Genomic DNA, 20,624 nt, shown 5'->3' with positions numbered 1-20,624 from the left:
ACGCTGCTGTGCTGTGTTTCCATGACCTTGCTTGTTAGCGTTGGAATTACGTCGGCTCTTATTTACGCCGTTACCGCCTTTGCTGCTCTTGCCCTGAAAGGTAGGAGGAAGCCCAGTATGTTTAGTCAGTGCGCGTTCACCACGACGGCCTTTTTGCGCTTTTTGGCGTTTTTCATCTGCCGTTTCTGGCGGAACAAGGTGTTGAGGACCACGGCCTATTAAGTCTTCACGCCCCATACGCGTAAGGGCTTCGCGAATTTGCGCAAAGTTTTTCGGGTCGTGATAACGCAACATCGCCTTGTGTAATCGACGGTGAATTTCACCTTTTGCAGAAGGCACCTCTTCACTGTCTTTAGTGACTTTGCGAAGGGAATTTACCTCGGTATGGTACATGGTGGTAGCCGTTGCCATTGGCGACGGATAGAAGTTCTGTACCTGATCGAGCTTAAATTTGTTTTCTTTAAGCCAAATCGCAAGGCTTAGCATGTCTTCGTCGGTGGTACCCGGGTGCGATGCAATAAAGTAAGGAATTAAGTACTGCTTTTTACCTGCTTCTTGTGAGTACTTATCAAACAGCTCTTTGAAGCGGTAGTAGCTGCCCATGCCCGGTTTCATCATTTTTGAAAGCGGACCATCTTCGGTGTGTTCTGGAGCGATTTTTAAGTAGCCGCCTACGTGGTGAAGGGCCAGCTCTTTCACGTATTCCGGGTCTTCTACTGCTAGGTCGTAACGTACGCCTGAAGCAATCAATATCTTTTTAATTCCAGGCAACTCACGAGCACGGCGGTATAAGTCGATAGTTGGCTTATGGTCCGTATCCATGTGCGCACAAATGCTAGGGTACACACAAGACGGCCGACGACATGTAGCTTCTGCTTTAGGGCTCTTACAGCGCAGGCGATACATGTTCGCCGTCGGGCCGCCTAAGTCTGAAATAACACCAGTGAAGCCCGGTACCGTATCGCGTATTTGCTCAATTTCTCGAATAATAGAGTCTTCAGAACGGCTTTGAATAATACGCCCTTCGTGTTCAGTAATAGAGCAGAAGGTACAGCCACCATAGCATCCGCGCATAATGTTGATACTGAAGCGGATCATGTCGTATGCAGGGATTTTAGCATCGCCATAGACAGGGTGAGGCACACGCTGATAGGGTAAATCAAATACCGCGTCCATCTCTTCGGTTTCAAGCGGCATGGCCGGTGGGTTAATCCAAATGTGTCTGTCACCGTGGCGCTGCATGAGGGCTCGAGCACAACCAGGATTGGTTTCTTGGTGCAAAATACGCGACGTATGTGCGTATAACACCTTGTTGTCTTTCACCGTCTCGTACGCAGGTAGCTTAACGTACACGTTTTCCCAAGGCTTACGCTTTTCTTTCTCTTTTTGCGCAGGCTGAATAACAATGGGCGCAGCTTCTGGCGCTTCACTGCTTTTGGCGTCTTTATCCTGCGAATCGCACTCGGGCTCCATCTGGTAGGGGCTTGGAATGGCGTCTATCTTGCCGGGCCTGTCTAGAGAGGTCGAGTCAACACCTTGCCACTCTGGCAAGGCTTCTTTAACGATAATCGCAGTACCGCGAATGTCTCGCAAATCGGCAATATCTTCACCTGCCGCTAAGCGATGAGTGACTTCAACAAGAGGACGTTCGGCGTTACCGAAAAAGAGCATATCCGCTTTGGAATCGAACAGTACAGAGCGGCGTACTTTTTCACTCCAATAGTCGTAGTGCGCAATGCGACGTAAGCTGGCTTCTATGCCACCAACAATAACAGGCACACCTTTAAACGCTTCACGGCAGCGCTGTGAATACACGGTAACCGCTCGATCAGGGCGCTTGCCACCTACATTGCCTGGCGTGTAAGCGTCATCGTGACGAAGCTTTTTGTCAGACGTGTAACGGTTGATCATAGAGTCCATATTGCCGGCTGTTACGCCGAAATACAGGTTGGGTTTACCCAACTTCATGAAGTCGTCTTTGCTGGTCCAGTCTGGCTGTGAAATAATACCCACGCGAAAACCGTGCGCTTCAAGTACTCGGCCAATCACCGCCATACCAAAACTAGGGTGATCTACATACGCATCGCCCGTTACCAAAATAACGTCACAGCTGTCCCAGCCAAGGGCATCCATTTCTTCCTTCGACATGGGGAGAAACGGCGCAGTACCCAGGCAGTGTGGCCAATATTTAGGGTAAGAAAACAGACCGCGATCGGCCTTAATGGTGGCTTGCATAGTAATCACATCTAGATAAATCAGAGAGTTGCTGAGCTTAAATAAGGCTGTAGCTCAGAATAAGTGCGTAATTATAGCAGTGTTGGCCAAGCTAAGGTATAGCACTGTCATTAAATTAAAGAGCTTTGTATACTCACTTAAAGCAACAAGCTGCAAAGCTAGCCATGAGCGCAGGTTTTTATAAGCGCTTCAAATGCCCGCATTTAGCGAATGAAAGGCTTGTCTATTTACAACGAAGAGAATTAACGACGACTATGGCGTATTGGCTATTTAAAACAGAACCTGATGCATTTTCAATCGATGACTTGGCAAACCGCCCAGAACAAACGGAACCGTGGGACGGCGTAAGAAATTACCAAGCGCGTAACTTTTTACGAGACGGCGTTAAAAGGGGTGACAAAGTATTTATCTATCACTCAAGTTGCAAGCTGGTGGGCATTGCAGGTGTTGCTGAAGTGGTAAGAGACGGCTACCCGGACACCACGCAGTTTAGCCCTGAATCAAAATATTACGACCCTAAATCAAGTCAGGATAACCCCCGCTGGTATCGCGTTGACGTGAAATTTGTAGAGAAATTTTCAAGCGTTCTGCCGCTTTCAGTGATTAAAACGATGGACGGTATTACTGAACTGCCATTGGTCAAAAAAGGTGGAAGACTGTCAATCATGCCTGTAGAAGAGGCTGAATGGCAGCAACTGTATGCTGCTGCCAAACAGTAAGTTAAATGCTAAAAAGCGTAGCCGTCATATCTTGTTAGCTTGCTAAAGATAAATATAAGGGCTATCGCTATGCGCTAACTGTTAACATCGGTAATGACGACTTTAAAATATCCACTAGGAATACTGTGCGACTCATCTGCCTCTGGCAGAGTAGCGAAATACCATTCATATAACGGTCCAGAAACCACATAAACATCTTGCCCAGTTCTCACCACATCACGCACCGCATTTTCTAGATCCACCTAAGGACCTTGGTGGCCGCGGTCAGTACCAATTGTAAACACAGTTATCAGCAAACGCGTTAAATGCGCAAATTGTTAGTGTGAACGTGATTTACAGTGGCTTTTCTTATAATGCCTTGGCTTTATGTTAGTGATAGATAGCCTTAGGCTCGCCCGTTCACCTGCTTTTACGTTTGCTCTGTGCAGCATGTTTTGCTTCATGTTACCCAATTCATTCACGTGTAGTTTTGTGATTAATAATAATCACATTTTGCTGTGTGATTGTTTTTGAATTTGAGGTAGTAGCGTGTCATAGTGGACCTCTAAACGGAAAAAAGTGTCTATTGAAAGCAGAAAAGACAACGCGGCGCATAGTGAAATGACAAGAAAGAGTGCTTTAACAAGCAATACAAAAAAGCGCGCTGGTGTGATTACCGGTGACGTCTCCAACTCTCAGTCTTATTCTGATGCTGAATTCAGAGAGATAATTGCTACGCTGAGAGAGCGTTTAACATACTACGCCGAGTACTACGGTGGAGACTTTGATATTTATCGAGGAGACGCATTCCAGCTAGTTGTTGCACAACCACAGCATAGCATTGCAGCCGCAGTTGGATTGCGGCTAGCTCTTAAGGCGCATGCTTCAGGAGTAGATGTGAGAATGAGTGTTGCTGTGGGAGAAGCGCAATTTCGCCCTTCAGAAGTAAAAACTGGCACTGGAGACGCGTTTGTGTTGTCAGGACGAGGGTTAGATAACATAAAGCCGCACCATCTTACTTTTTGTAGCGGTGAACAAACACTCGACGACAAAACGCAGCTCTTAACACGTTTTGCCGACGCGCATATCAATGGACTGACACAAACCCAGTCGCAAACCTTACTCGCGTATCTTGAAGCAACGGATAAGAGCCATGAAAGTGTAGCGGCCATACTAGATAAAAATCGCAGTAATGTAAGTCGAATTCTCAATGCCAGTAACTATAAACTGATAGCAGAATATCTCGACTATATGGAGAGAGCGCTTATTTTATGGGTTCAAGGTGGAACCTCATTAAAAACGGAACAATTGACCAAGGAAGACTAATGTGATGACGAATAACACGAAAAACATAATGCTTGTGACAGGAGAGCCACATGCTTGCTGAACCTCAACTGCTGGTGGCACTTGTGTTAGCGCATCTATTAGCAGACTTTTATTTTCAACCGTTTACCTGGGTACAGCAAAGAAACGAACGACACGCACTGGCTTTGCCCTTATACCTACACGCAATCATACACGGTATACTTGCGGCAGCAGCAATGTTCTTGTTTTCATCAACGATAAGTATCGCAAGTATAGGTATTGGGGCAATTGTAGTCGCCGTTTCTCACTTCAAAATTGACGTTATTAAATCGTATTGTAAGCAAAACACTACGTCTTTTGTTGTCGATCAAATAGCGCACATTGTCGTGATCTTAGGCGTATTTTTGTATGCCACTAATCAGTGGCACGAGGCAGTGGGACTACTTCAGCAGGTAGGTACATCGCACCTATTAGTGGTCTTGGCCTATTTGGCGGTACTCAAGCCCAGTTCAGTTATTATTAAACAGCTGCTGTCGCCTTGGAGCGATGAAGTATTAGCTAACAAAATGCCGTCTTCTCACCCCAATGATCCGCCGACAATAAGTACAGAGGCACAACAAACTTTATCACTGGCAGGTCAACGAATTGGCTATTTAGAGCGTGTGCTCATGCTTACCTTTGTATTGCTAAATCAATTTTCTGCCATAGGTTTTCTTATTGCGGCTAAATCTATATTTCGCTTCGGCGACCTCACTAAACACCAAGACAGAAAGCTAACTGAATATGTACTTTTGGGCACCTTCACCAGTGTGGCGATGACGTTTGCCATTGGCTTGGCATGCGCAGCGGCATTAGGGCAATTACCCATAAAGTCTTAGCAAACCTCCTTAACGTACTGCTTTTGCAAAGGCTTGTTGACTATGATTGCTGAATACCTAGAAAATACGCGAAGCAAGCGTGGAAATGCCCCGCGTAAGTGAGCTGAAAAAAGCGTACTAATCTGTAACGCTAAATTTTGACGACGTTCTTACGTATACAATGGTTTCGCTTTGGTTTGCGTTTTCAACAGAATGGTGTGCGGCAGTTGATGATTCAATGTAACCTCCTGCGTTTAATTCAATCTGTCTGGGGGGATTGTTTTGGGTATAATTGATACTTCCCTTGATAACCACTGCCTTAAATTCATCACCATTAGATTTTATTGAACCTTTAAATCCTTTTGGAAGCTTGACAAGGGTGCCGTATACACTACTTGTCTCGCCCCACAAATAGGCAACAGAAACACCGTTGGCCGCTATATTTACAAGGTCGCTTTTTTGCAGCCACACCATATTGTCTGCGTGAACGTTGATTGGCCTTTCGCCGTTGTCAAAATGTTCTTTTGATGGCTTTACAAGGTATGGGCCTTCATCAATTTCCAGGTAAATCAGGTTGGTTTTGTCGTTTGCCGCAGTGGTGTGATCTTCACCTGCAGGTTGAGTCCAAAACGAACCTGTTGGCATCCACATCTTTGCTGCGTTTGGATCGTCATTGTGCATTTCACCTTCAATCACAATACTTCTATAGGTTATGTTGTGAATGTGCGGTGGCGATTCAAAGCCTTTGTTAAATCGCACTAACATCCCCGTTGCCGTGTCTTTTGTTCTGTCTCCCCACAAGTCTGCTGCCCCGGGGCTTTTGTCGCCACGGGCTGGGTTCAAGTAACCCCATTCGACATCTTTAGCTGCAATAACTTTGTCTTGTGCTTGTGCGCCGGGTACAAGAAGAAAACAGGTGCTCAATAATAGCGATGCTATTGTAAGTTTGTTTCGTTTCGTTGGTTTCATTCAAACCTCCTAATTGTTGGTCGTAGGTTTTATTTAACAGACAGGCACAGTCTATTATTTCGAATAAGTCTCATAAACGACCAAAATCAATAAAGGCTTTCCTGAAAATGTGGATAATAGAGGTGATCAATTTTGCTTTGTCTTTTTCGCCTTGAAATCAAAAGAGTGAAATAAACGTTGAGGGAAGTATGAAAACCGAAGACCTGTCTGTGTTCGTAAAGGTGGCTGAAGTGGGCTCGATAACCACTGCTGCGATAAAACTTGATATTAGCTCATCTGCTGCAAGTATGGCGGTTAAACGTTTAGAAGAGCAGCTTGGCGTAGCGCTATTTGTGCGAAGTACACGCAAAATTCGATTGTCACCTGAAGGAGAGCAGTATTTGCCTATGGCAAAGCAGGCACTCGACACCTTACAGCAGGGCCTTGCACTAGTGACAGAGCAGAAGCAGAGCATTCATGGTGAGCTTCGCATGGCGATGTCTTCGGAAATGGGTCGCAACTTAATGCGTGAACTGCTAAATAAAGTGCAACGCGAAAATCCAGAACTTTCATTGCGATTACATGTGAGCGACAGTCGGGTGGACTTCTACCGCGATGGTGTAGATGTAGCACTTAGAGCCATGACAAAAGAAGCGGTTAAAGAATCGCAGATGTATGGTTTTAAAGTGTGCAATATTCCGCATGTGATTTGCGCGTCTCCCGATTATTTAGAAAGAAACGGTGAGCCTACAACTTTGACTGATTTAGCGCAGCACAACGCACTTCTTTATAAGCTCTACGACCAAACCCACAATACGTGGGAACTTATCAACGAGGGCGAGAGGGTTAAAGTGAAAGTGAACAGTAATCGCGCTGTGAATGACGGTGATATTGTTCGGCGCTGGTGCGTAGATGGAGAGGGGATCGCTAAAAAGTCATGTATAGACGTTGCGGGGGATTTACTGAGCGGAAAGCTGCAGCGTATTTTGACTGGTTACCACGTACCGCTAACTGAAATGTGGCTCATGCTGCCTAGCCGGCATCTTATTACGCCAGCGGTAAGATTAATTAGAGATGAACTAAAACAGGTTATTGAAAGTAAGCGTCAACGTCTTATCAATACATATATTTTGACGGAGCGAGAGTGGCCTGTCTCCAATGAAATTTGAGCTCGTTTTTAGATACTCATTTGTTTCGATGCTAAGTGACTAAAAAATAAACTAAAAACAGAATCTTATAATTGAAAAAAAGACTGGAATATCCTTTAATAGTGCTCGCAAGGGATTGCGACATTTCAATAGTACACTCAACTATGCAGGACGGCATGGTGAAGTCTCGTCATGTGCAATCCTTTGTTTTCATAAAAAAGCTTCAGTTCTAAATATTTTAGCTAAAGCGAAAAACAGAGAAAACACATGAATGCAAAACTATTAGTTCCATCTTTATTAGCAGTTTCACTTCTTACTGCGTGTGGTAGTACACCACCCTCGCCAGAAGAGCAGGCAATGGCGAACCAAATGAAGCAAGCGTTTCTTGCGAAAATTCAAGGCATGTCCTTACCTGTTGCTGCCCAACAGCAACAGCAAGCTGCACCCCAGCCGGAAATCGTTATCAGTGCGACTGAACTTACAGCACAAAAACAGAAAATTGACGAAACCGGCGGAGCAGCGATTTTTTATCGTAAGAAAGATGGCATCATGATAGATGGGGAGATGTTTCATGACTTCGAAGGACAAGTTGCCAACTTCGGAGGTAATAGGTTTACTGGTGAGTTTACCTATGCGGTAGAAAATTTCGATGGCTCATTTACACTCAAATATCACAAAGCAAAATCAACTGAAGCACCTATAAAAATTGCAACGGTGTGGAAGCGTGGTGACCGGTATGAAGTAAAAACAGTTACCGGAAAAACTGCAACAGGTAGCAGTGTAATTCCTACTTCAGACGGTTTTATTATTGGCCGTCCGGGGTCTGCTTTTCGCTATTTTATAGACAATGATAACGTAAAAAATATAACACTCTTAGATAACTATCACATCGCTAAACATCAGAAGGGCGATGCTGCATCTACAGGTTTTATTTTGTTAGAGAAAGATCCTCGAGACAAAGGCGACAGTGTGGGCGGATTGCTAGACTCCTTTAAAGAAATAGGTAATACGTTTGGACTTAACAAGTTTGATGACTATGTTTTAGTTAGCCTAGACGGGAAGACCATCGTTCCAATGGATGTTGGATTAGGAGGTAAGGATGTTGCAGAATACTCAAACTGCGAACGTCAAAATGCTGTGATGAACAAGTGCGAAAACGTGGATTTTAAAGAGTCGCTGTACACAAAACTTGGCTTACCTAATTACAGTCACTATTTCTGGTCAATCAATTGGGTACAAACGCAGTCAGGTCCACTGGCTATATACAGAACATCGACGAAAATTAAAATTGTCGATATCAACAATAATCAGGTTCACACTGCATTTTCGCGCACCTTAGGTGTAAACGAGTTTGATATCATTGAAAACGCTGACGGAACTACTGGTATAGAAGCAAGACTCGGATTTTCTAAAGAGAAAATTAACGATATAGAGTCATTTATCAAGAATAATACGTCTGACATCGAGCCGATTCAGACTTTACAAAACTCTTAATTTACACAAAAATTAAACATTCAAAAGTCGTAGTAAGGAAGCGGTAATAAGTCCCGCTTCCTTTTACGTTAAATTCTAGACCTTAAAAGCGATAGGCGGCGGTAAGCCTAAAACGTTGAGGCGCGCCAGGTTCAACCCACACATCTGCGAAAGAGTTAGTATAAAACTCTTCATCAAACAGGTTATCTACTGCAACTTTAACTGACAAGTTTTCTACAGGCTCTATTTCAGCAAACGCACGAACCGTGGTGTAGCTTGGTAAGTAGAAGTCGGTAGCGGTTTGACCTAAACGCTCATCAACATACAACAGTCCTGAACCGATACGTACTGGCATATCAGCAAATATAAGTCCCTTGCTCAACTGAATGCTCAATTGGTTTTCTGGAACGTTAATTAAAGGATCGCCAGATTCAATGGCTGCAACAAAGTTAGCATCCGCCGCATCGTTTGTACTTTCAGCATCTACGAAGGTGTACGACACCCAAAGCGAAATATCATTTTCAAATTCAGCGTTAATGTCTAACTCAACACCACGGCTACGCGCTTCGCCAGCGGGGGTTAAGAAGAAGCCGTCAGACGCCTCAGGGCTATCATCATAAACAAGGATGTTACTTTGCTCGATATTAAACACGGCGAAGGTGATATCACCCCGTATATTATTAAACATCGATGTAAGATCGGCTTTAACGCCAATTTCCGCAGATTTAGATTCGTTAGGTTCAAACGGATTTCCGGCGAAATCCGACCCCGTCAGCTGACGGAAACCTTCACCGTAAGTTGCGTACACACTTGTGGTGTCATCAAACAGATAAACAGCACCCACTTGTGGAGAAAAGCGTGTGTCGTCTTGTGATGTGGTACTTACAGGTGACGCCAGGCGATTATCAATTTCCTGCTCGAACTTATCGAAGCGACCACCCAGCCTAACTTGGAAATTATCAGTGATGTTGATTTGGTCTTGGAAATAGATACCCCACGCTTCCTGAACTTCAAAACGGTCCAAGTTATCAGACAATTCCACATCTGGAAGTGGTGAGTAATCCGGATTAAAAATATCGACCACTAAGTACTGTTCTAAGTCCAAGTCGTTAATGTCAGTATCGCTTGAAAAGAATGGCGGGCGATAGCGCAGAATAATCTGGTCATTTTCAAACTTATCGTAGTCAGCACCAATAATCACGCGATGTGAAAGCGACCCAGTATCGAATTGTCCCGCTATTTCGCCGCGTAAAACGAAGTAATCGGTTTGGAAATTACGGTAGCGCTTAAAACGAGACAACAAAGCTTGATTAGGATCGATAAACAACGTTTGGCGGCCACCAAAGTTGTTTTCTAATGCATTACCCTCGAAAGTGGTATCGCGCAAGCCAGCACCCAAAAGCAGGTTCCATTCGTCAGCAAGTTTATGAGAAATCTCAATTTGATGACCAACCACTTCCGTATCGATGGTGTCGCCATTAGGATCGCCAGTAAAGGTTTCAATTGGCTGATGGCCCAACTTACCATCGATGGCCACTACGCCACGGTCGAAAGGAATTTTTTGCTCGGTGTATTCGAGTTCGTACGTAACCGTGGTGTCTGCTGATGCTTCCCACGTAACCGATGGATAAAAGCCAAAACGCTCAGTTTCTACTGTATCGCGGAAACTTTCAGCATCTTCATAAAAGCCTACTAAGCGTACACCTACATTTTCAGTACTGCCTGCAACCGATTGTACATCAGCCTCAATGCGCTTCTGCGACCAGCTTCCGTAAGTTGCTTTAATTTCACCACCTTGACGAAACTGGGGGCGCTTTGTAACAAGGTTTACCGCTCCACCTGGTTCACCGCGACCAAACAGCGCAGCTTTAGGGCCTTTTAATACTTCAACATGATCAATGCCAGAGAGATCACGAGGTCCGCCAAATCCGCGTCCTGCGTTAAAACCGTTTACCAAAAAACCGCTAGGTAAGTTTTCGTCACCTGAAAAACCACGAATAGCAAAGCTGTTCCAAAGGCCACCAAAGTTATTTTGTCTGGCTACCGAAGCGGACAAGTCTAAAGCGTCGTTAAGGTTTATAGCGCCTGCATCATTGATGAGACCAAGGTCGATATCCTGCGCTGCCGCCGGCACTTCTTTATATTCAAATGCCCCTTGATACGCACGGTGCATACCATGCACCGTAATTCTCTCTACATCAGCTTCCGATTGAATATCAGTATTTTGCGCATTTGCAGGCGCATTCAAAAGCGTTGCGATAGAAAGGGCGAGGGTAGATTTTACCCAACTAGTCTTCATTAGTGTTTTCCTGTGTCTTTCTTATTGTTGGTGAAAATTGAGGTAGCTGTTTAAAACTGGCCGATGAAAACTCCGGGGCTTCAAACAAGTGATGATAGTAGAATTTGCGCAACGACGCATGAAACTCGCGAACATTATTTTCGTAGTTAACCATGGCTTTAACATCGGTATCAGCCGCACTCGTTAATAAGCGTTGCGTTAACAAAGACGGGGATAGCAGAGCAACATAGCTTGCAATTTTATCTTTGCGTAAGGTGGCGGCTTGATAAGCCTCTGAAAGTTCCTTTGCCGATTGGTCGCCAACTTGTTGAAACGCGTAATACCACTTCCAATTAAATGAACTGTCTCGTTGTGGATCAAAGTCGGTTTTATCCGCCCACTGTGGGTGAGTTTCAATAAACGCTTCCCATGTTTGTTCAACAGGTTTGTCCCATGCACTGTTAACGGCTTCTCGCTGCGTGAGCACAATGTCGCCGCCCTCAGGTGTATCGACCGACGCATTAATTATGGTGTGCCCGGTAACTGGCACAATAACCGTTGTGACAAGCCATACGCCTAACATGATTGAAGCTAGGTGCGTGGCGCTGAAATTGGCAAAACGCTTAGCAGCACCTATAGCAAGCACAATAGCGCTCCAAACAATTATGCTGCCAATGACGATGGTACAAACCGTTACTGTTTGAAACACAGACGCGCCATTCACTACACTAAAGGCAATAAACGGAATAAGTGTAACTAGTGCCAAGGGCACCAGGGTTACCAATACGCGTGATGACCAAATAGCATGCGAATTGCGTGCGGTTACATTAAGTAAGTCAAAACGGCGGGCTTCGCGTTCCTTCGCTTTTAAGTCGTAAAGGAGCAAAATGATAAACAGAGGCAACAGCACACTGGTAACGAAAGCAAAGTCAAAACGCCCTAGGAAAGCAAGCTCCGGATTGTCTGTATCGCTTTCATAAATCTGACCTTCTAGCGCTAGCATTCTAATACGGTGCTTCCACGGAAACACATCGCGCTCTCCTACAGCAGCAAACGCCAACGGCGAGGGCGGGGCATATGTCAAATGAAAGGCGTAATAGGCTACCATGCCATAATTAGATTGGTGAGTAAGGACAGCGTTGCGCTCTGTTTCATCTTTATCTAACAAGCGCTCAATAGTGGCTTGCTGTTCTTGCATTTCCGAATAGCCAGACCACAACGACATCGAGCTTAAAAGAAACACGACCAAAAGCGTTAGTTTTATCTGACGATGGCCAAATACGAAACCCGCTTCTCGTTTAATATCGCTATAACGCATCATGGATTTAATCTCCTAACTGCAGCTTGAAGAAGTAGTGCGGTAAGTCCCATCCAAAGCAACAGCTGAATAAAATAAATCAACGCGTTACTAATGCGTGTGCTTCCTGCTTCTGGTTTAAAATCAAACTCTGCTAAGATCGCCCAGTTATCTGCGCCAACCACAGCTTTGTCTGCTGCTTCTTCACTGGCGTTGCGGTTCATATCTAACTTGTAATCGAGTTTTTCAGCGTGAACCTTGTTCAAAGCCTGAACAAACTCAAGTCTTAGCGTTTCCGCTTCCCTTAAAAAGCGGTGGTGTGTCTCGAGGCTAGTTCCCGCAAGGATCGTAGAAATAGAGCGCACCGCAACTGTAGGCGAAAGCCAGCCAAACTGACGTGCTATTTGGGCTTGGTCTAACTCTTCAGTCATGCGGGTTTCAGCAAACTCATTGAGTACTTTGGCTTGTCGACCTTCTGAGTACTGGGCAACAATGCCCCTGAAATTCACGGGTAAGTCATCAACTGAATCTACATTATATTTGGCTAGTAAATCTTCTTTTAGCTTTTTGAATGCAGGGTCGTTAACGTCGTGACCGTCGCCTAAACTTCTAAGCTTTTCTTCCACTTTGAAATCGGCTTCAAGTTTTCCTATTGAAGGGGCAATGTTTGTGGCAACGCTGCTCCCTAAACGAGGAAGCAACACGCAAGCGCTCATCCAAATGACAACAAGTACCGTGAAGCTAACGCTGCTTTTCTCAAATATGGCCGAGCACGCAGTGACTACCGTGGCCCACAGTAAAAAGTAAACCACATAACTAAGGCAAAAGAGTATTACAACAAGTGCACTTTCGTTTGAAAACGCGACATAAAGACAGGCAAGCAGTAGCGGGAGTAAAAATAGGCTGCTAGCAGTCATAAGCGCCAGAAGCTTCCCCAAGAGCAATTGCCAACGGGTGGTGCCTTGAGAAAGCAGTAAGGTTAGCGTGCCGGCTTCGCGTTCACGAGACACGCTGCCGTAGCCAATTAGAATAATAAATAAAGGTGCAAGCCAAAGCTAAAAAGCTGGGTGTTAAACTACTAAAGCGAGTAAGTCCTGCGGATTGGCGCTGCTCGGCGAACATCGCACTATTTTGGCGGTGCCCTTCTAAAAATATAGCGTTCCCCGTGTAAGTATCGACACCCGGTTCAATTACGCTCAGTGGAGTGGGGGCTCGAAATACATAATGACCATAATGCACCATGCGATGAGGGTGCTTATCGGGCTGTGCCTCAAAGCGTTGTTCAGCTTCTGTTTGAAGGTGGTCTCTGGTGTGGGCAGCCTCATCGACGTGAAAGGCGTTAACTACCAGTGCAGCTATGGTAAGCATAGCGCCTAGCAATAAAACGGTCGCTGCTACTTTTGTTCGCATCCAATAGCGCCACTGTTCTGCACAAATGATTTTAGCAACATTCAGTATCATACATTACGCCCTGCAAATGCTGCGTGAACGGCTTCAGTATCTATTGGCGTATCGCCAGCGCGCTCGAAGGAACCGGTTAATTTGCCATTACTTAAAAGCACAATTCGATGGGCAACTTGGCAGGCACCATAAACGTCGTGGGTAACCATGAAAATAGTAGCGCCACCCGCTGCCAGCTCTGACACTAGCGCATTAAATTCGTCGATGGCTGCTGGATCTAGCCCAGATGTAGGTTCGTCTAAGAACAGTACAGGCGCATTGCGCAGTAGCGCCAAGGCAATTGCGGTCTTCTGACGCATGCCTTTTGAATAATTAGATAGCGCCTTATTCCACGAATCTTCTTGAAGTGCGACCTTGCGAAGTGCGGCGAACATATCGTCGTCAGACTTATCGACTCCAGCCACTGACAAGAAATAACGAATGTTTTCTACGCCAGAAAGATGGCCATATAAGGTGACAGATTCGGGTAAGTAGGCAACAGACTTTTGAACTTGGTTTGGCTGGGTAGAGGCATTACGCCCTATTACAGTAGCGCTACCGCTACTTGCCTTCATAAGCCCTAAAAAGGTTTTAAGTGTGGTGGATTTACCTGCGCCATTTCCACCTAAAAGTGCAAATACTTCGCCTTTTCCTACATTAAAATTGAGATTGTCTAAAAGCGTGCGATCGTCAACACACACGGTAAGCGCATCCGCGCATATCACTGAATTTGTTTGCATTGTTTGGAGAAGCTATACATTAGAATCGTGCTGCAATGTTATAATATAACTATCTAGATGGGAATAGCTTTTATTTAGGTAGTGTGTGTTTTGTTTTAATTAGAAACAATTTACAAATTTCGGAAGCTGAAACGAAAAAGGCTTGCCGAGTGGCAAGCCTTTGGAATTGGTGGAGCTGGCGGGATTTGAACCCGCGTCCAGAAAATGTCTACCTTTGGTACTACATGCTTAGTTTGTCATTTATTTAACTGCTTGGAACTCCGACAAACAGGATTTCCTTGCAGCTGGCCTAATACTGTTTCGCGGTTCACCCTTAGACAAAGTTCCCTCGCTATCCTACTTGGATGACCTTCCGAATCCCCGCTAGCAGGAAAAGACTAGGGTGGAAGGGCCTATGCCGGTTATTAAGCGGCTAGTGCGTATGTTTCGTCGTTTGCGACTATTTAAATGCGGCTTTTTAAGAGGCAAACCGCTCCTCTGCATGCACCTCCGGCTTCCTAGATCCTGTCGAATCCTAATCAGCCCCGAGTGTGATATCCAATAATAGCACAATTGTTACATGGTGAAATACATTCTTTTGAAAATTACTATAAATTCTAAGGGTTTGGCTATAAATCAACCAAAAATAACATCTAGTTTTTCAAAAGCTTACCTGTGTGGCCTTCAGTTGAAGCTTTGCTTAAATAGCTACTCACAAACATTAAGTATTATTGAACTAACATAGATATGTGGATGCTTGAGTATAATTCAAGTGCCGAGCGCACAAGGGCTGTACAAGAAACGCAATTTATAAACTAAAATAGCGCTTTTTATTTGATTACTTTAGCGAATTTTTAAGGAAATAGTGCTGATGTAATGATGCAATTAGTAGCAAGAACCATTAAAGTACGTGAGCATAATTAAAAGGCTTGTAGTGTAAATGTCTTCAGATTCCATATTGTATTCTCCGTATACCTTGCCATGTGGCGTAACGGCGCGAAACCGTCTTGTTAAAGCTGCTATGGAAGAAAATATGTCGAGTATGGGAAATATTCCCGGAGAGTCTTTGTACTCACTCTATCGATATTGGGCCCACGGCAATTTAGGCATGGTGATCACAGGCAACGTTATGGTCGATAAAGGCGCCATGACAGGGCCAGGTGGCGTTGCACTAGAAAAAGATACCGACATTGCGCCATTTCAAAAGTGGGCAAAAATCATTAAGTCTAATGGTGCTTTAGCCATAATGCAGATTAATCACCCTGGTCGACAGGTATTTAAAGCGATGAAAGGCAAAGCTATTGCGCCTTCTGCTGTACCGCTTGATATGGGCAAACACTCTAAGCTGTTTGCTCAACCACGAGAAATGACCTGCCAAGACATTCACGATGTGTGCAAACGTTTCGTGCAAACTGCTAAGCAAGCTGAAAAGGCTGGGTTTGATGGCGTTGAAATTCACGCGGCTCACGGTTATTTGCTTACGCAGTTTTTGTCTCCGCTTACTAATCAGCGCCAAGACGAGTGGGGCGGTTCTATTATTAATCGCGCACGCTTGCTGATAAATATAGTCAGTCAGGTTCGAGCGGTTTGCGCTAAAGACTTCATTGTAATGGTAAAGCTCAATTCTGCAGACTTTCAGAAAAATGGCTTTTCTTTTGATGATGCCTGTGAGGTGATAAATCGCTTGGAAGCCTTGGGTGTTGATGTTGTAGAGTTGTCTGGCGGCAGCTATGAAGCGCCTGCCATGCAAGGGCAAACTCGTGACGACACCACGCTGGCCAGAGAAGCGTACTTCTTGGAATTTGCGCAGGCTCTGGTGAGTAAAACTGATATTCCGCTTATGACAACTGGCGGTATAAAAAGGGCCGAGGTAGCAGAGGAAGTGATTGAACAGGGCTGTGCCCTCGTTGGATTAGCCAGCGCCCTTGCTATTACCCCAGACTTAGCCAAAAAGTGGCAACAAGAATGGGCGTATTCGGGCATAATTCCACACTGCTCATGGAAAGATAAATCGCTTGCAAGCCTTGCGAATATGGCCATGGTGCGAAGACAACTTAGACGCCTTGGGAATAACCTAACCACCTTAAGAAACCCGTCACCGCTGTGGAGTCTGATTCTTGATATGCTACATCGCAAGAAAATGACGAAACGAGACGTAGGTTAAACCTATCACACCTCTTTTTCGGTAGCCCAAATAAAAACACAGCGTTAAACGCTGTGTTTCATCATTCTTTCTTTTTGACGTTGCCAATCTTTGTCTTTAATGGAGTCACGCTTGTCATGGGCGTGCTTACCTTTTGCTAGGTGAATTTCTAGTTTCACCCAACACTTTTTCCAATACATAGACGTGGCAACGATTGAATAACCTTGGCGGTCTCGCGCACCCATTAAGCGGTCAATTTCTCGTTTGTTCAGCAACAATTTGCGAGCACGCTCTGGAGCTGCGATAACGTGGGTAGAGGCTTGATTCAGCGGACTAATTCTACACCCTACCAAATACGCTTCGGCATTCTGGATAATAATGTACGCATCGGTAATGTTCACTTTACCGGCACGAATACTTTTAATTTCCCACCCTTGAAGCTCAAGTCCGGCTTCGAACTTGTCTTCTAGGAAATAGTCGTGACGCGCTTTTTTATTCTGCGCGATATTTCCTGTGGTGTTTTTGTTGGCTTTATTCTTTTTCATGCTGGCTATTATACTGATTGTTCAAAGGAATGTCTTTAGTTGTCATTGTAATCTTATATTGGGGCATTTGGTTCAAAACCGAATACAAGCGAACCAAATTTTCTGTGATACAATGCGGCCAAGAGTTTTAATTGTAGTGGAATCAATGCCAAGTATTCATAGAAGCGCGCTGGTAGCCCATAGCGCAGAAGCCATGTTTAACTTAGTCAACGATGTAGCTTCCTACCCAGAGTTTTTGCCAGGCTGTACCGATAGCAAAATCCTCGACACGTCAGCGCAAAGCATGAAAGCGTCATTGTTAGTGGCAAAAGCAGGTATCAAGCAATGGTTTACAACGCACAATGTGTTAGAGCCAGGTAAAAGTATTCAAATGCAACTGGTCGACGGCCCGTTCCGCTCGCTTACCGGTGGCTGGACATTTTCAGCGTTATCAGAAGAAGCCTGTAAAATTGAATTAAACCTAGAGTTTGAATTCAGCAATAAGCTAGCTGAAATGGCTTTTGGTAAAGTGTTTAACAGTTTAGCCAGTAGTATGGTTGCAGCGTTTACAGACCGAGCGCGGAGCGTGTACGCATGAGTAAGAAGCTCATCAATATTGAGGTTGCCTACGCGTTACCCACCAAGCAAACTATCATTGATGTTGCTATTCATGAAAATGCGACGGTAGAAGAAGGGATAAACGCGTCTAACGTGCTTGAGCAGTTTCCCGAGATTGATTTGAAAGCAACGAAAGTGGGTATTTGGAGCCGCGTGGTTAAGCTTCGCGACACGCTTACCGATGGCGATCGTATTGAAATTTACCGCCCGCTTATTGCTGACCCTAAAGAAATTCGCAAGCGCCGTGCTGAGAAAGCGAAAGAGGAAGGGCGCGCTGACAAAATCACGGGTGGAAAGGTAAATCCACTCAAGGCGAAGTCATAGCAGTCAGCTGAACGCTTCTACGCCAGCGCCAAAGATAGATACAAAAATGGCCTTCAAGTGAAGGCCATTTTTTTTAAAGAAGACAAAGGCTATTAGCTTTTTTCTGAAATACTGCCTAACTCCAGGAAAGGAGAGGCATCAATATCTTCAGCATCCATCATGCTAGCAATTCGCTGAACGGTAGCGACCATTTGGCTTTGCTCCCACTCTTTAAGCTGTGAAAAACGCTCGACAAAGTGTTCTTGAAGCGGACGAGGGGCGTCAACCACTGCCTCTTTACCGCGTTCGGTTAAGAATACGCCCACTTTTCGTTTATCTTGCGTACTTCTTATGCGCGTAGCTAAGTCTCGTGATTCTAGTCTATCTAGAATATTCGTGATGGTTGCAGGGCTTAAGTTAATATTCTCTGCAATTTCGCGCACCATTATACCTGGGCGCTCTTCAATATTTTGCATCACCAATAATTGTGGGCCTGTTAAACCCACGTGTTTACTTAGCTGCTTGCTGCGTAGGTCTACAGCGCGTATTACGCGCCGTAGTGCCACTAATAGTTCTTCTTCTTTTCGCATGTTACTTCCAACAAATGCGTAACCCAGCGGTTACTTAAGCAAATGAATAAAATGTTGGTGCTTATGATAGTGATCGATGACGTCATTAATGACCGAAATCTTCGACCAGCCCATAATATCATAGTTCTGACCACCTTCACTAAGGTGCACTTCGGCGCGATAGTACGTGGCCTTTTTGTTTTCGTCCAGTGCTGGTGCGTCACTTGGGCCAAATTCAGGCTGTTCTGTCGATACAGGGTGCACAGCATAAATGAACTCAGGGTCATTGCCCATATCAACGGTTAATATGAGTGCTTCGTCGGTATCTTCAATTTTTATTTCAAATTGCTGCGCTTTGAACTCCTCGCTTACTTCTATTAGCGCAGGCTTCACCACTTTGTTGATGTAACGACGAACGGCAGTTTCATCTGGAAAGGTCACAATATTTTCAAGGCGCTCTTTCCAGTTTTTATCAGAGTCATTATGCTGCGGTGTACCCGTTAGTACTTGTAAACTTTCACGTTTGTACGCTTCAATACGAAGGGCTTTCAATAGTCCCGCTATGGCGATAAGCAGCACAATAGCAAATGGCAGTGCGGCAGCAATCGTCATAGTTTGCAGCGCGCCAAGACCACCAGCGTAAAGCAGCACTGAACTCACCACACCAACGCCAACAGCCCAGTATACTCGTTGCCACAACGGCGTATTGTTTTCACCGTGTGAACACAACATATCGACAACCATGGCACCCGAATCACATGAGGTTACAAAGAACACAATGACCATCAATACTGCTATTAGGCTTAGTACTGAAGCGAAAGGGAACTGTTCTAAAAATACAAACAGTGCCACTGCGCTATCTTCATTTACCATTTGTGCAAGTACGTCTTTACCTTGTACTAACACCTGATCAATAGCGGCGTTGCCGAATACGGTCATCCAAAATAGTGTAAATGCTGATGGTATAAGCAGTACGCCCATTACAAATTCACGAATGGTTCTACCGTAAGAGATACGCGCGATAAACAGGCCAACAAACGGTGCCCATGCTAACCACCAACCCCAGTAGAAGATCGTCCAGCCGCCAATCCAGTCTGTTTTCTCATAGGCGAACAGGTTAAATGTGTTGCGCACCAAATCAGACAGATAAGCCCCAGTGTTCTGCATGAACGCTTGTAGTAAAAATACGGTTGGGCCTAAAAAAAGAACAATTAAAAGCAGCAGTAAGGCTAAAACCATATTGGTTTCTGACAGACGGCGTATGCCTTTTTCCAGGCCAGTAGTTACAGAAATTACGGCTAAACCAACAACGCCTGCCATTATAGCTATTTGCACACCAGTATTTGACGGTAGACCAAATAAATAGTTAAAACCCGCATTTACTTGCGAAGCACCCAAGCCTAGCGACGTCGATACACCAAACACCGTTGACGTAACCGCGAATATATCAACCACGTGCCCAGGCCAGCCATAAATCCGGTCACCAATTAACGGATATAAAGCAGAACGCAGTGTAAGAGGTAAGTTTTGACGGTACGCAAAATAGCCCAAAATCAGCGCCACCACTGCATAAATTGCCCAAGCATGAACACCCCAATGGAAAAATGTGGTTTTCATTGCTTCGCGAACGGCGTCAATGCTTTCAGCCTGTGCAGTAGGGGGCGCTAAAAAGTGCATTAAGGGCTCGGCAACGCCAAAGAACATAAGCCCAATTCCCATTCCTGCTGCAAACAACATACTAAGCCAAGTCCCAAAGCTAAATTCGGGGCTTGCGTGATCTGGACCTAACTTAATTTCGCCGTAGCGTGACATGCCGAGGAAAACAACAAACACCACAATTACTGCGACAGTAAATACATAAAACCAACTACCGTTGGTCACAATTGCGCTCTGAAGCTTTTGGAAAAGCGCGTCTGCTGTTTCAGGAGCGCTAGCAGCGAAGATAAGTAAACATAGGATTAAAGCTGACGATGTAATAAACACCGGCTTGTTGAGTGGAGATTTATTTTCGTTCTCAATCACGCAGTAAATTCCTTTCACCTTTTATAAATTTCGGTATATACGCAGAA

16 protein-coding genes, 1 other RNA gene and 2 pseudogenes are annotated in these 20,624 nt (G+C 44.9%); 8 read left to right on the top strand and 11 right to left on the bottom strand.

Features of this window, described 5'->3' with window-relative positions; all coding sequences use genetic code 11:
• The coding region (locus BIZ39_RS13855; RefSeq protein ID WP_187447256.1) for a YgiQ family radical SAM protein at positions 1–2,235 on the bottom strand (2,235 nt) is incomplete at its 3' end.
• A 254-nt stretch (positions 2,236–2,489) separates the two neighbouring features.
• Here BIZ39_RS13855 and BIZ39_RS13850 point away from each other — a divergent pair.
• Positions 2,490–2,954 carry an EVE domain-containing protein gene (locus BIZ39_RS13850; RefSeq protein WP_049586718.1) on the top strand — a complete coding sequence of 155 codons (465 nt, stop codon included), beginning with the start codon at positions 2,490–2,492 and terminating at the stop codon, positions 2,952–2,954.
• Between the two features lie 80 nt (positions 2,955–3,034).
• Here BIZ39_RS13850 and BIZ39_RS22305 read toward each other — a convergent pair.
• Positions 3,035–3,196: pseudogene (locus BIZ39_RS22305) on the bottom strand (DNA/RNA non-specific endonuclease); the annotation flags it as partial.
• Positions 3,197–3,512: 316 nt separating this feature from the next.
• Between BIZ39_RS22305 and BIZ39_RS13840 the strand changes: the two are divergent.
• Together BIZ39_RS13840 and BIZ39_RS13835 are read left to right on the top strand one after the other, a co-directional pair.
• Positions 3,513–4,259 carry a hypothetical protein gene (locus BIZ39_RS13840; protein ID WP_061094891.1) on the top strand — a complete coding sequence of 249 codons (747 nt, stop codon included), beginning with the start codon at positions 3,513–3,515 and terminating at the stop codon, positions 4,257–4,259.
• A 50-nt stretch (positions 4,260–4,309) separates the two neighbouring features.
• Positions 4,310–5,116, top strand: a complete 807-nt coding sequence (locus BIZ39_RS13835; RefSeq protein WP_187447255.1) for a DUF3307 domain-containing protein — start codon at positions 4,310–4,312, stop codon at positions 5,114–5,116.
• Between the two features lie 117 nt (positions 5,117–5,233).
• Here BIZ39_RS13835 and BIZ39_RS13830 read toward each other — a convergent pair whose 3' ends face one another.
• A complete protein-coding gene (locus BIZ39_RS13830; protein ID WP_049586677.1) occupies positions 5,234–6,064 on the bottom strand; it encodes a DUF4437 domain-containing protein in 831 nt (276 codons plus the stop codon).
• Positions 6,065–6,252: 188 nt separating this feature from the next.
• Between BIZ39_RS13830 and BIZ39_RS13825 the strand changes: the two genes are divergently transcribed.
• Positions 6,253–7,212 carry a LysR family transcriptional regulator gene (locus BIZ39_RS13825; RefSeq protein ID WP_187447254.1) on the top strand — a complete coding sequence of 320 codons (960 nt, stop codon included), beginning with the start codon at positions 6,253–6,255 and terminating at the stop codon, positions 7,210–7,212.
• 246 nt (positions 7,213–7,458) lie between these two features.
• Positions 7,459–8,685 (top strand): hypothetical protein, encoded by a 1,227-nt coding sequence (locus BIZ39_RS13820; protein ID WP_156078298.1) that lies wholly within the window; start codon positions 7,459–7,461, stop codon positions 8,683–8,685.
• 82 nt (positions 8,686–8,767) lie between these two features.
• On the opposite strand, the gene BIZ39_RS13815 is transcribed toward BIZ39_RS13820, so the two are convergent.
• The 5 genes and pseudogenes from BIZ39_RS13815 to ssrA all read right to left on the bottom strand — a co-directional run bounded on the left by BIZ39_RS13815 (position 8,768) and on the right by ssrA (position 14,945).
• The gene (locus tag BIZ39_RS13815; RefSeq protein ID WP_187447253.1) at positions 8,768–10,963 is read right to left on the bottom strand and encodes a TonB-dependent siderophore receptor; all 2,196 of its coding nucleotides are present in this window, start codon (positions 10,961–10,963) and stop codon (positions 8,768–8,770) included.
• Positions 10,953–12,263, bottom strand: coding sequence for a DUF3526 domain-containing protein (locus BIZ39_RS13810; protein WP_061485772.1), 1,311 nt, complete (start codon positions 12,261–12,263; stop codon positions 10,953–10,955). Before BIZ39_RS13810 ends, BIZ39_RS13815 begins: the two co-directional genes overlap by 11 nt.
• Positions 12,260–13,700, bottom strand: a pseudogene (locus BIZ39_RS13805) (ABC transporter permease). The gene BIZ39_RS13810 and the pseudogene BIZ39_RS13805 overlap by 4 nt, the downstream one beginning before the upstream one ends.
• The gene (locus BIZ39_RS13800) at positions 13,697–14,419 is read right to left on the bottom strand and encodes an ABC transporter ATP-binding protein (RefSeq protein ID WP_187447252.1); all 723 of its coding nucleotides are present in this window, start codon (positions 14,417–14,419) and stop codon (positions 13,697–13,699) included. Before BIZ39_RS13800 ends, BIZ39_RS13805 begins: the two are co-directional and overlap by 4 nt.
• Before the next feature lie 167 nt (positions 14,420–14,586).
• Positions 14,587–14,945: a transfer-messenger RNA gene (ssrA, locus tag BIZ39_RS13795) on the bottom strand.
• Between the two features lie 393 nt (positions 14,946–15,338).
• Here ssrA and BIZ39_RS13790 point away from each other — a divergent pair.
• A complete protein-coding gene (locus tag BIZ39_RS13790; protein WP_187447251.1) occupies positions 15,339–16,562 on the top strand; it encodes an NADH:flavin oxidoreductase/NADH oxidase family protein in 1,224 nt (407 codons plus the stop codon).
• Positions 16,563–16,606: 44 nt separating this feature from the next.
• On the opposite strand, the gene smpB is transcribed toward BIZ39_RS13790, so the two are convergent.
• Positions 16,607–17,086 carry an SsrA-binding protein SmpB gene (gene smpB, locus BIZ39_RS13785; protein WP_061485784.1) on the bottom strand — a complete coding sequence of 160 codons (480 nt, stop codon included), beginning with the start codon at positions 17,084–17,086 and terminating at the stop codon, positions 16,607–16,609.
• A 145-nt stretch (positions 17,087–17,231) separates the two neighbouring features.
• Here smpB and BIZ39_RS13780 point away from each other — a divergent pair, with 145 nt between their 5' ends.
• Both BIZ39_RS13780 and BIZ39_RS13775 read left to right on the top strand, forming a co-directional pair.
• Complete coding sequence (locus tag BIZ39_RS13780; RefSeq protein ID WP_014949308.1) at positions 17,232–17,663, top strand: type II toxin-antitoxin system RatA family toxin; 432 nt, start codon at positions 17,232–17,234, stop codon at positions 17,661–17,663.
• The gene (locus tag BIZ39_RS13775; protein ID WP_014976384.1) at positions 17,660–18,007 is read left to right on the top strand and encodes an RnfH family protein; all 348 of its coding nucleotides are present in this window, start codon (positions 17,660–17,662) and stop codon (positions 18,005–18,007) included. The genes BIZ39_RS13780 and BIZ39_RS13775 overlap by 4 nt, the downstream gene beginning before the upstream one ends.
• Positions 18,008–18,099: 92 nt before the next feature.
• On the opposite strand, the gene BIZ39_RS13770 is transcribed toward BIZ39_RS13775, so the two are convergent.
• Positions 18,100–18,576 (bottom strand): MarR family winged helix-turn-helix transcriptional regulator, encoded by a 477-nt coding sequence (locus BIZ39_RS13770; protein WP_012518305.1) that lies wholly within the window; start codon positions 18,574–18,576, stop codon positions 18,100–18,102.
• 30 nt (positions 18,577–18,606) lie between these two features.
• On the bottom strand, positions 18,607–20,577 hold the full coding sequence (locus BIZ39_RS13765) for a BCCT family transporter (RefSeq protein WP_187447250.1): 1,971 nt from the start codon (positions 20,575–20,577) through the stop codon (positions 18,607–18,609).
• Between the last annotated feature and the right edge of the window lie 47 nt (positions 20,578–20,624).

Origin of the sequence: Alteromonas sp. BZK5 (assembly GCF_014349115.1) — a bacterium.
Classification (GTDB): Bacteria; Pseudomonadota; Gammaproteobacteria; order Enterobacterales; family Alteromonadaceae; genus Alteromonas; species Alteromonas macleodii.
This window is presented reverse-complemented; position numbering and strand designations above follow the sequence as displayed.

Excerpts from the sequence above, each read along its gene's own strand:
- BIZ39_RS13850 (WP_049586718.1), top strand. The coding sequence starts at position 2,490 with ATGGCGTATTGGCTATTTAAAACAGAACCTGATGCATTTTCAATCGAT.
- BIZ39_RS13835 (WP_187447255.1), top strand. The coding sequence starts at position 4,310 with ATGCTTGCTGAACCTCAACTGCTGGTGGCACTTGTGTTAGCGCATCTA.
- BIZ39_RS13830 (WP_049586677.1), bottom strand. The coding sequence starts at position 6,064 with ATGAAACCAACGAAACGAAACAAACTTACAATAGCATCGCTATTATTG.
- BIZ39_RS13825 (WP_187447254.1), top strand. The coding sequence starts at position 6,253 with ATGAAAACCGAAGACCTGTCTGTGTTCGTAAAGGTGGCTGAAGTGGGC.
- BIZ39_RS13820 (WP_156078298.1), top strand. The coding sequence starts at position 7,459 with ATGAATGCAAAACTATTAGTTCCATCTTTATTAGCAGTTTCACTTCTT.
- BIZ39_RS13815 (WP_187447253.1), bottom strand. The coding sequence starts at position 10,963 with ATGAAGACTAGTTGGGTAAAATCTACCCTCGCCCTTTCTATCGCAACG.
- BIZ39_RS13810 (WP_061485772.1), bottom strand. The coding sequence starts at position 12,263 with ATGATGCGTTATAGCGATATTAAACGAGAAGCGGGTTTCGTATTTGGC.
- BIZ39_RS13800 (WP_187447252.1), bottom strand. The coding sequence starts at position 14,419 with ATGCAAACAAATTCAGTGATATGCGCGGATGCGCTTACCGTGTGTGTT.
- BIZ39_RS13790 (WP_187447251.1), top strand. The coding sequence starts at position 15,339 with ATGTCTTCAGATTCCATATTGTATTCTCCGTATACCTTGCCATGTGGC.
- smpB (WP_061485784.1), bottom strand. The coding sequence starts at position 17,086 with ATGAAAAAGAATAAAGCCAACAAAAACACCACAGGAAATATCGCGCAG.
- BIZ39_RS13780 (WP_014949308.1), top strand. The coding sequence starts at position 17,232 with ATGCCAAGTATTCATAGAAGCGCGCTGGTAGCCCATAGCGCAGAAGCC.
- BIZ39_RS13775 (WP_014976384.1), top strand. The coding sequence starts at position 17,660 with ATGAGTAAGAAGCTCATCAATATTGAGGTTGCCTACGCGTTACCCACC.
- BIZ39_RS13770 (WP_012518305.1), bottom strand. The coding sequence starts at position 18,576 with ATGCGAAAAGAAGAAGAACTATTAGTGGCACTACGGCGCGTAATACGC.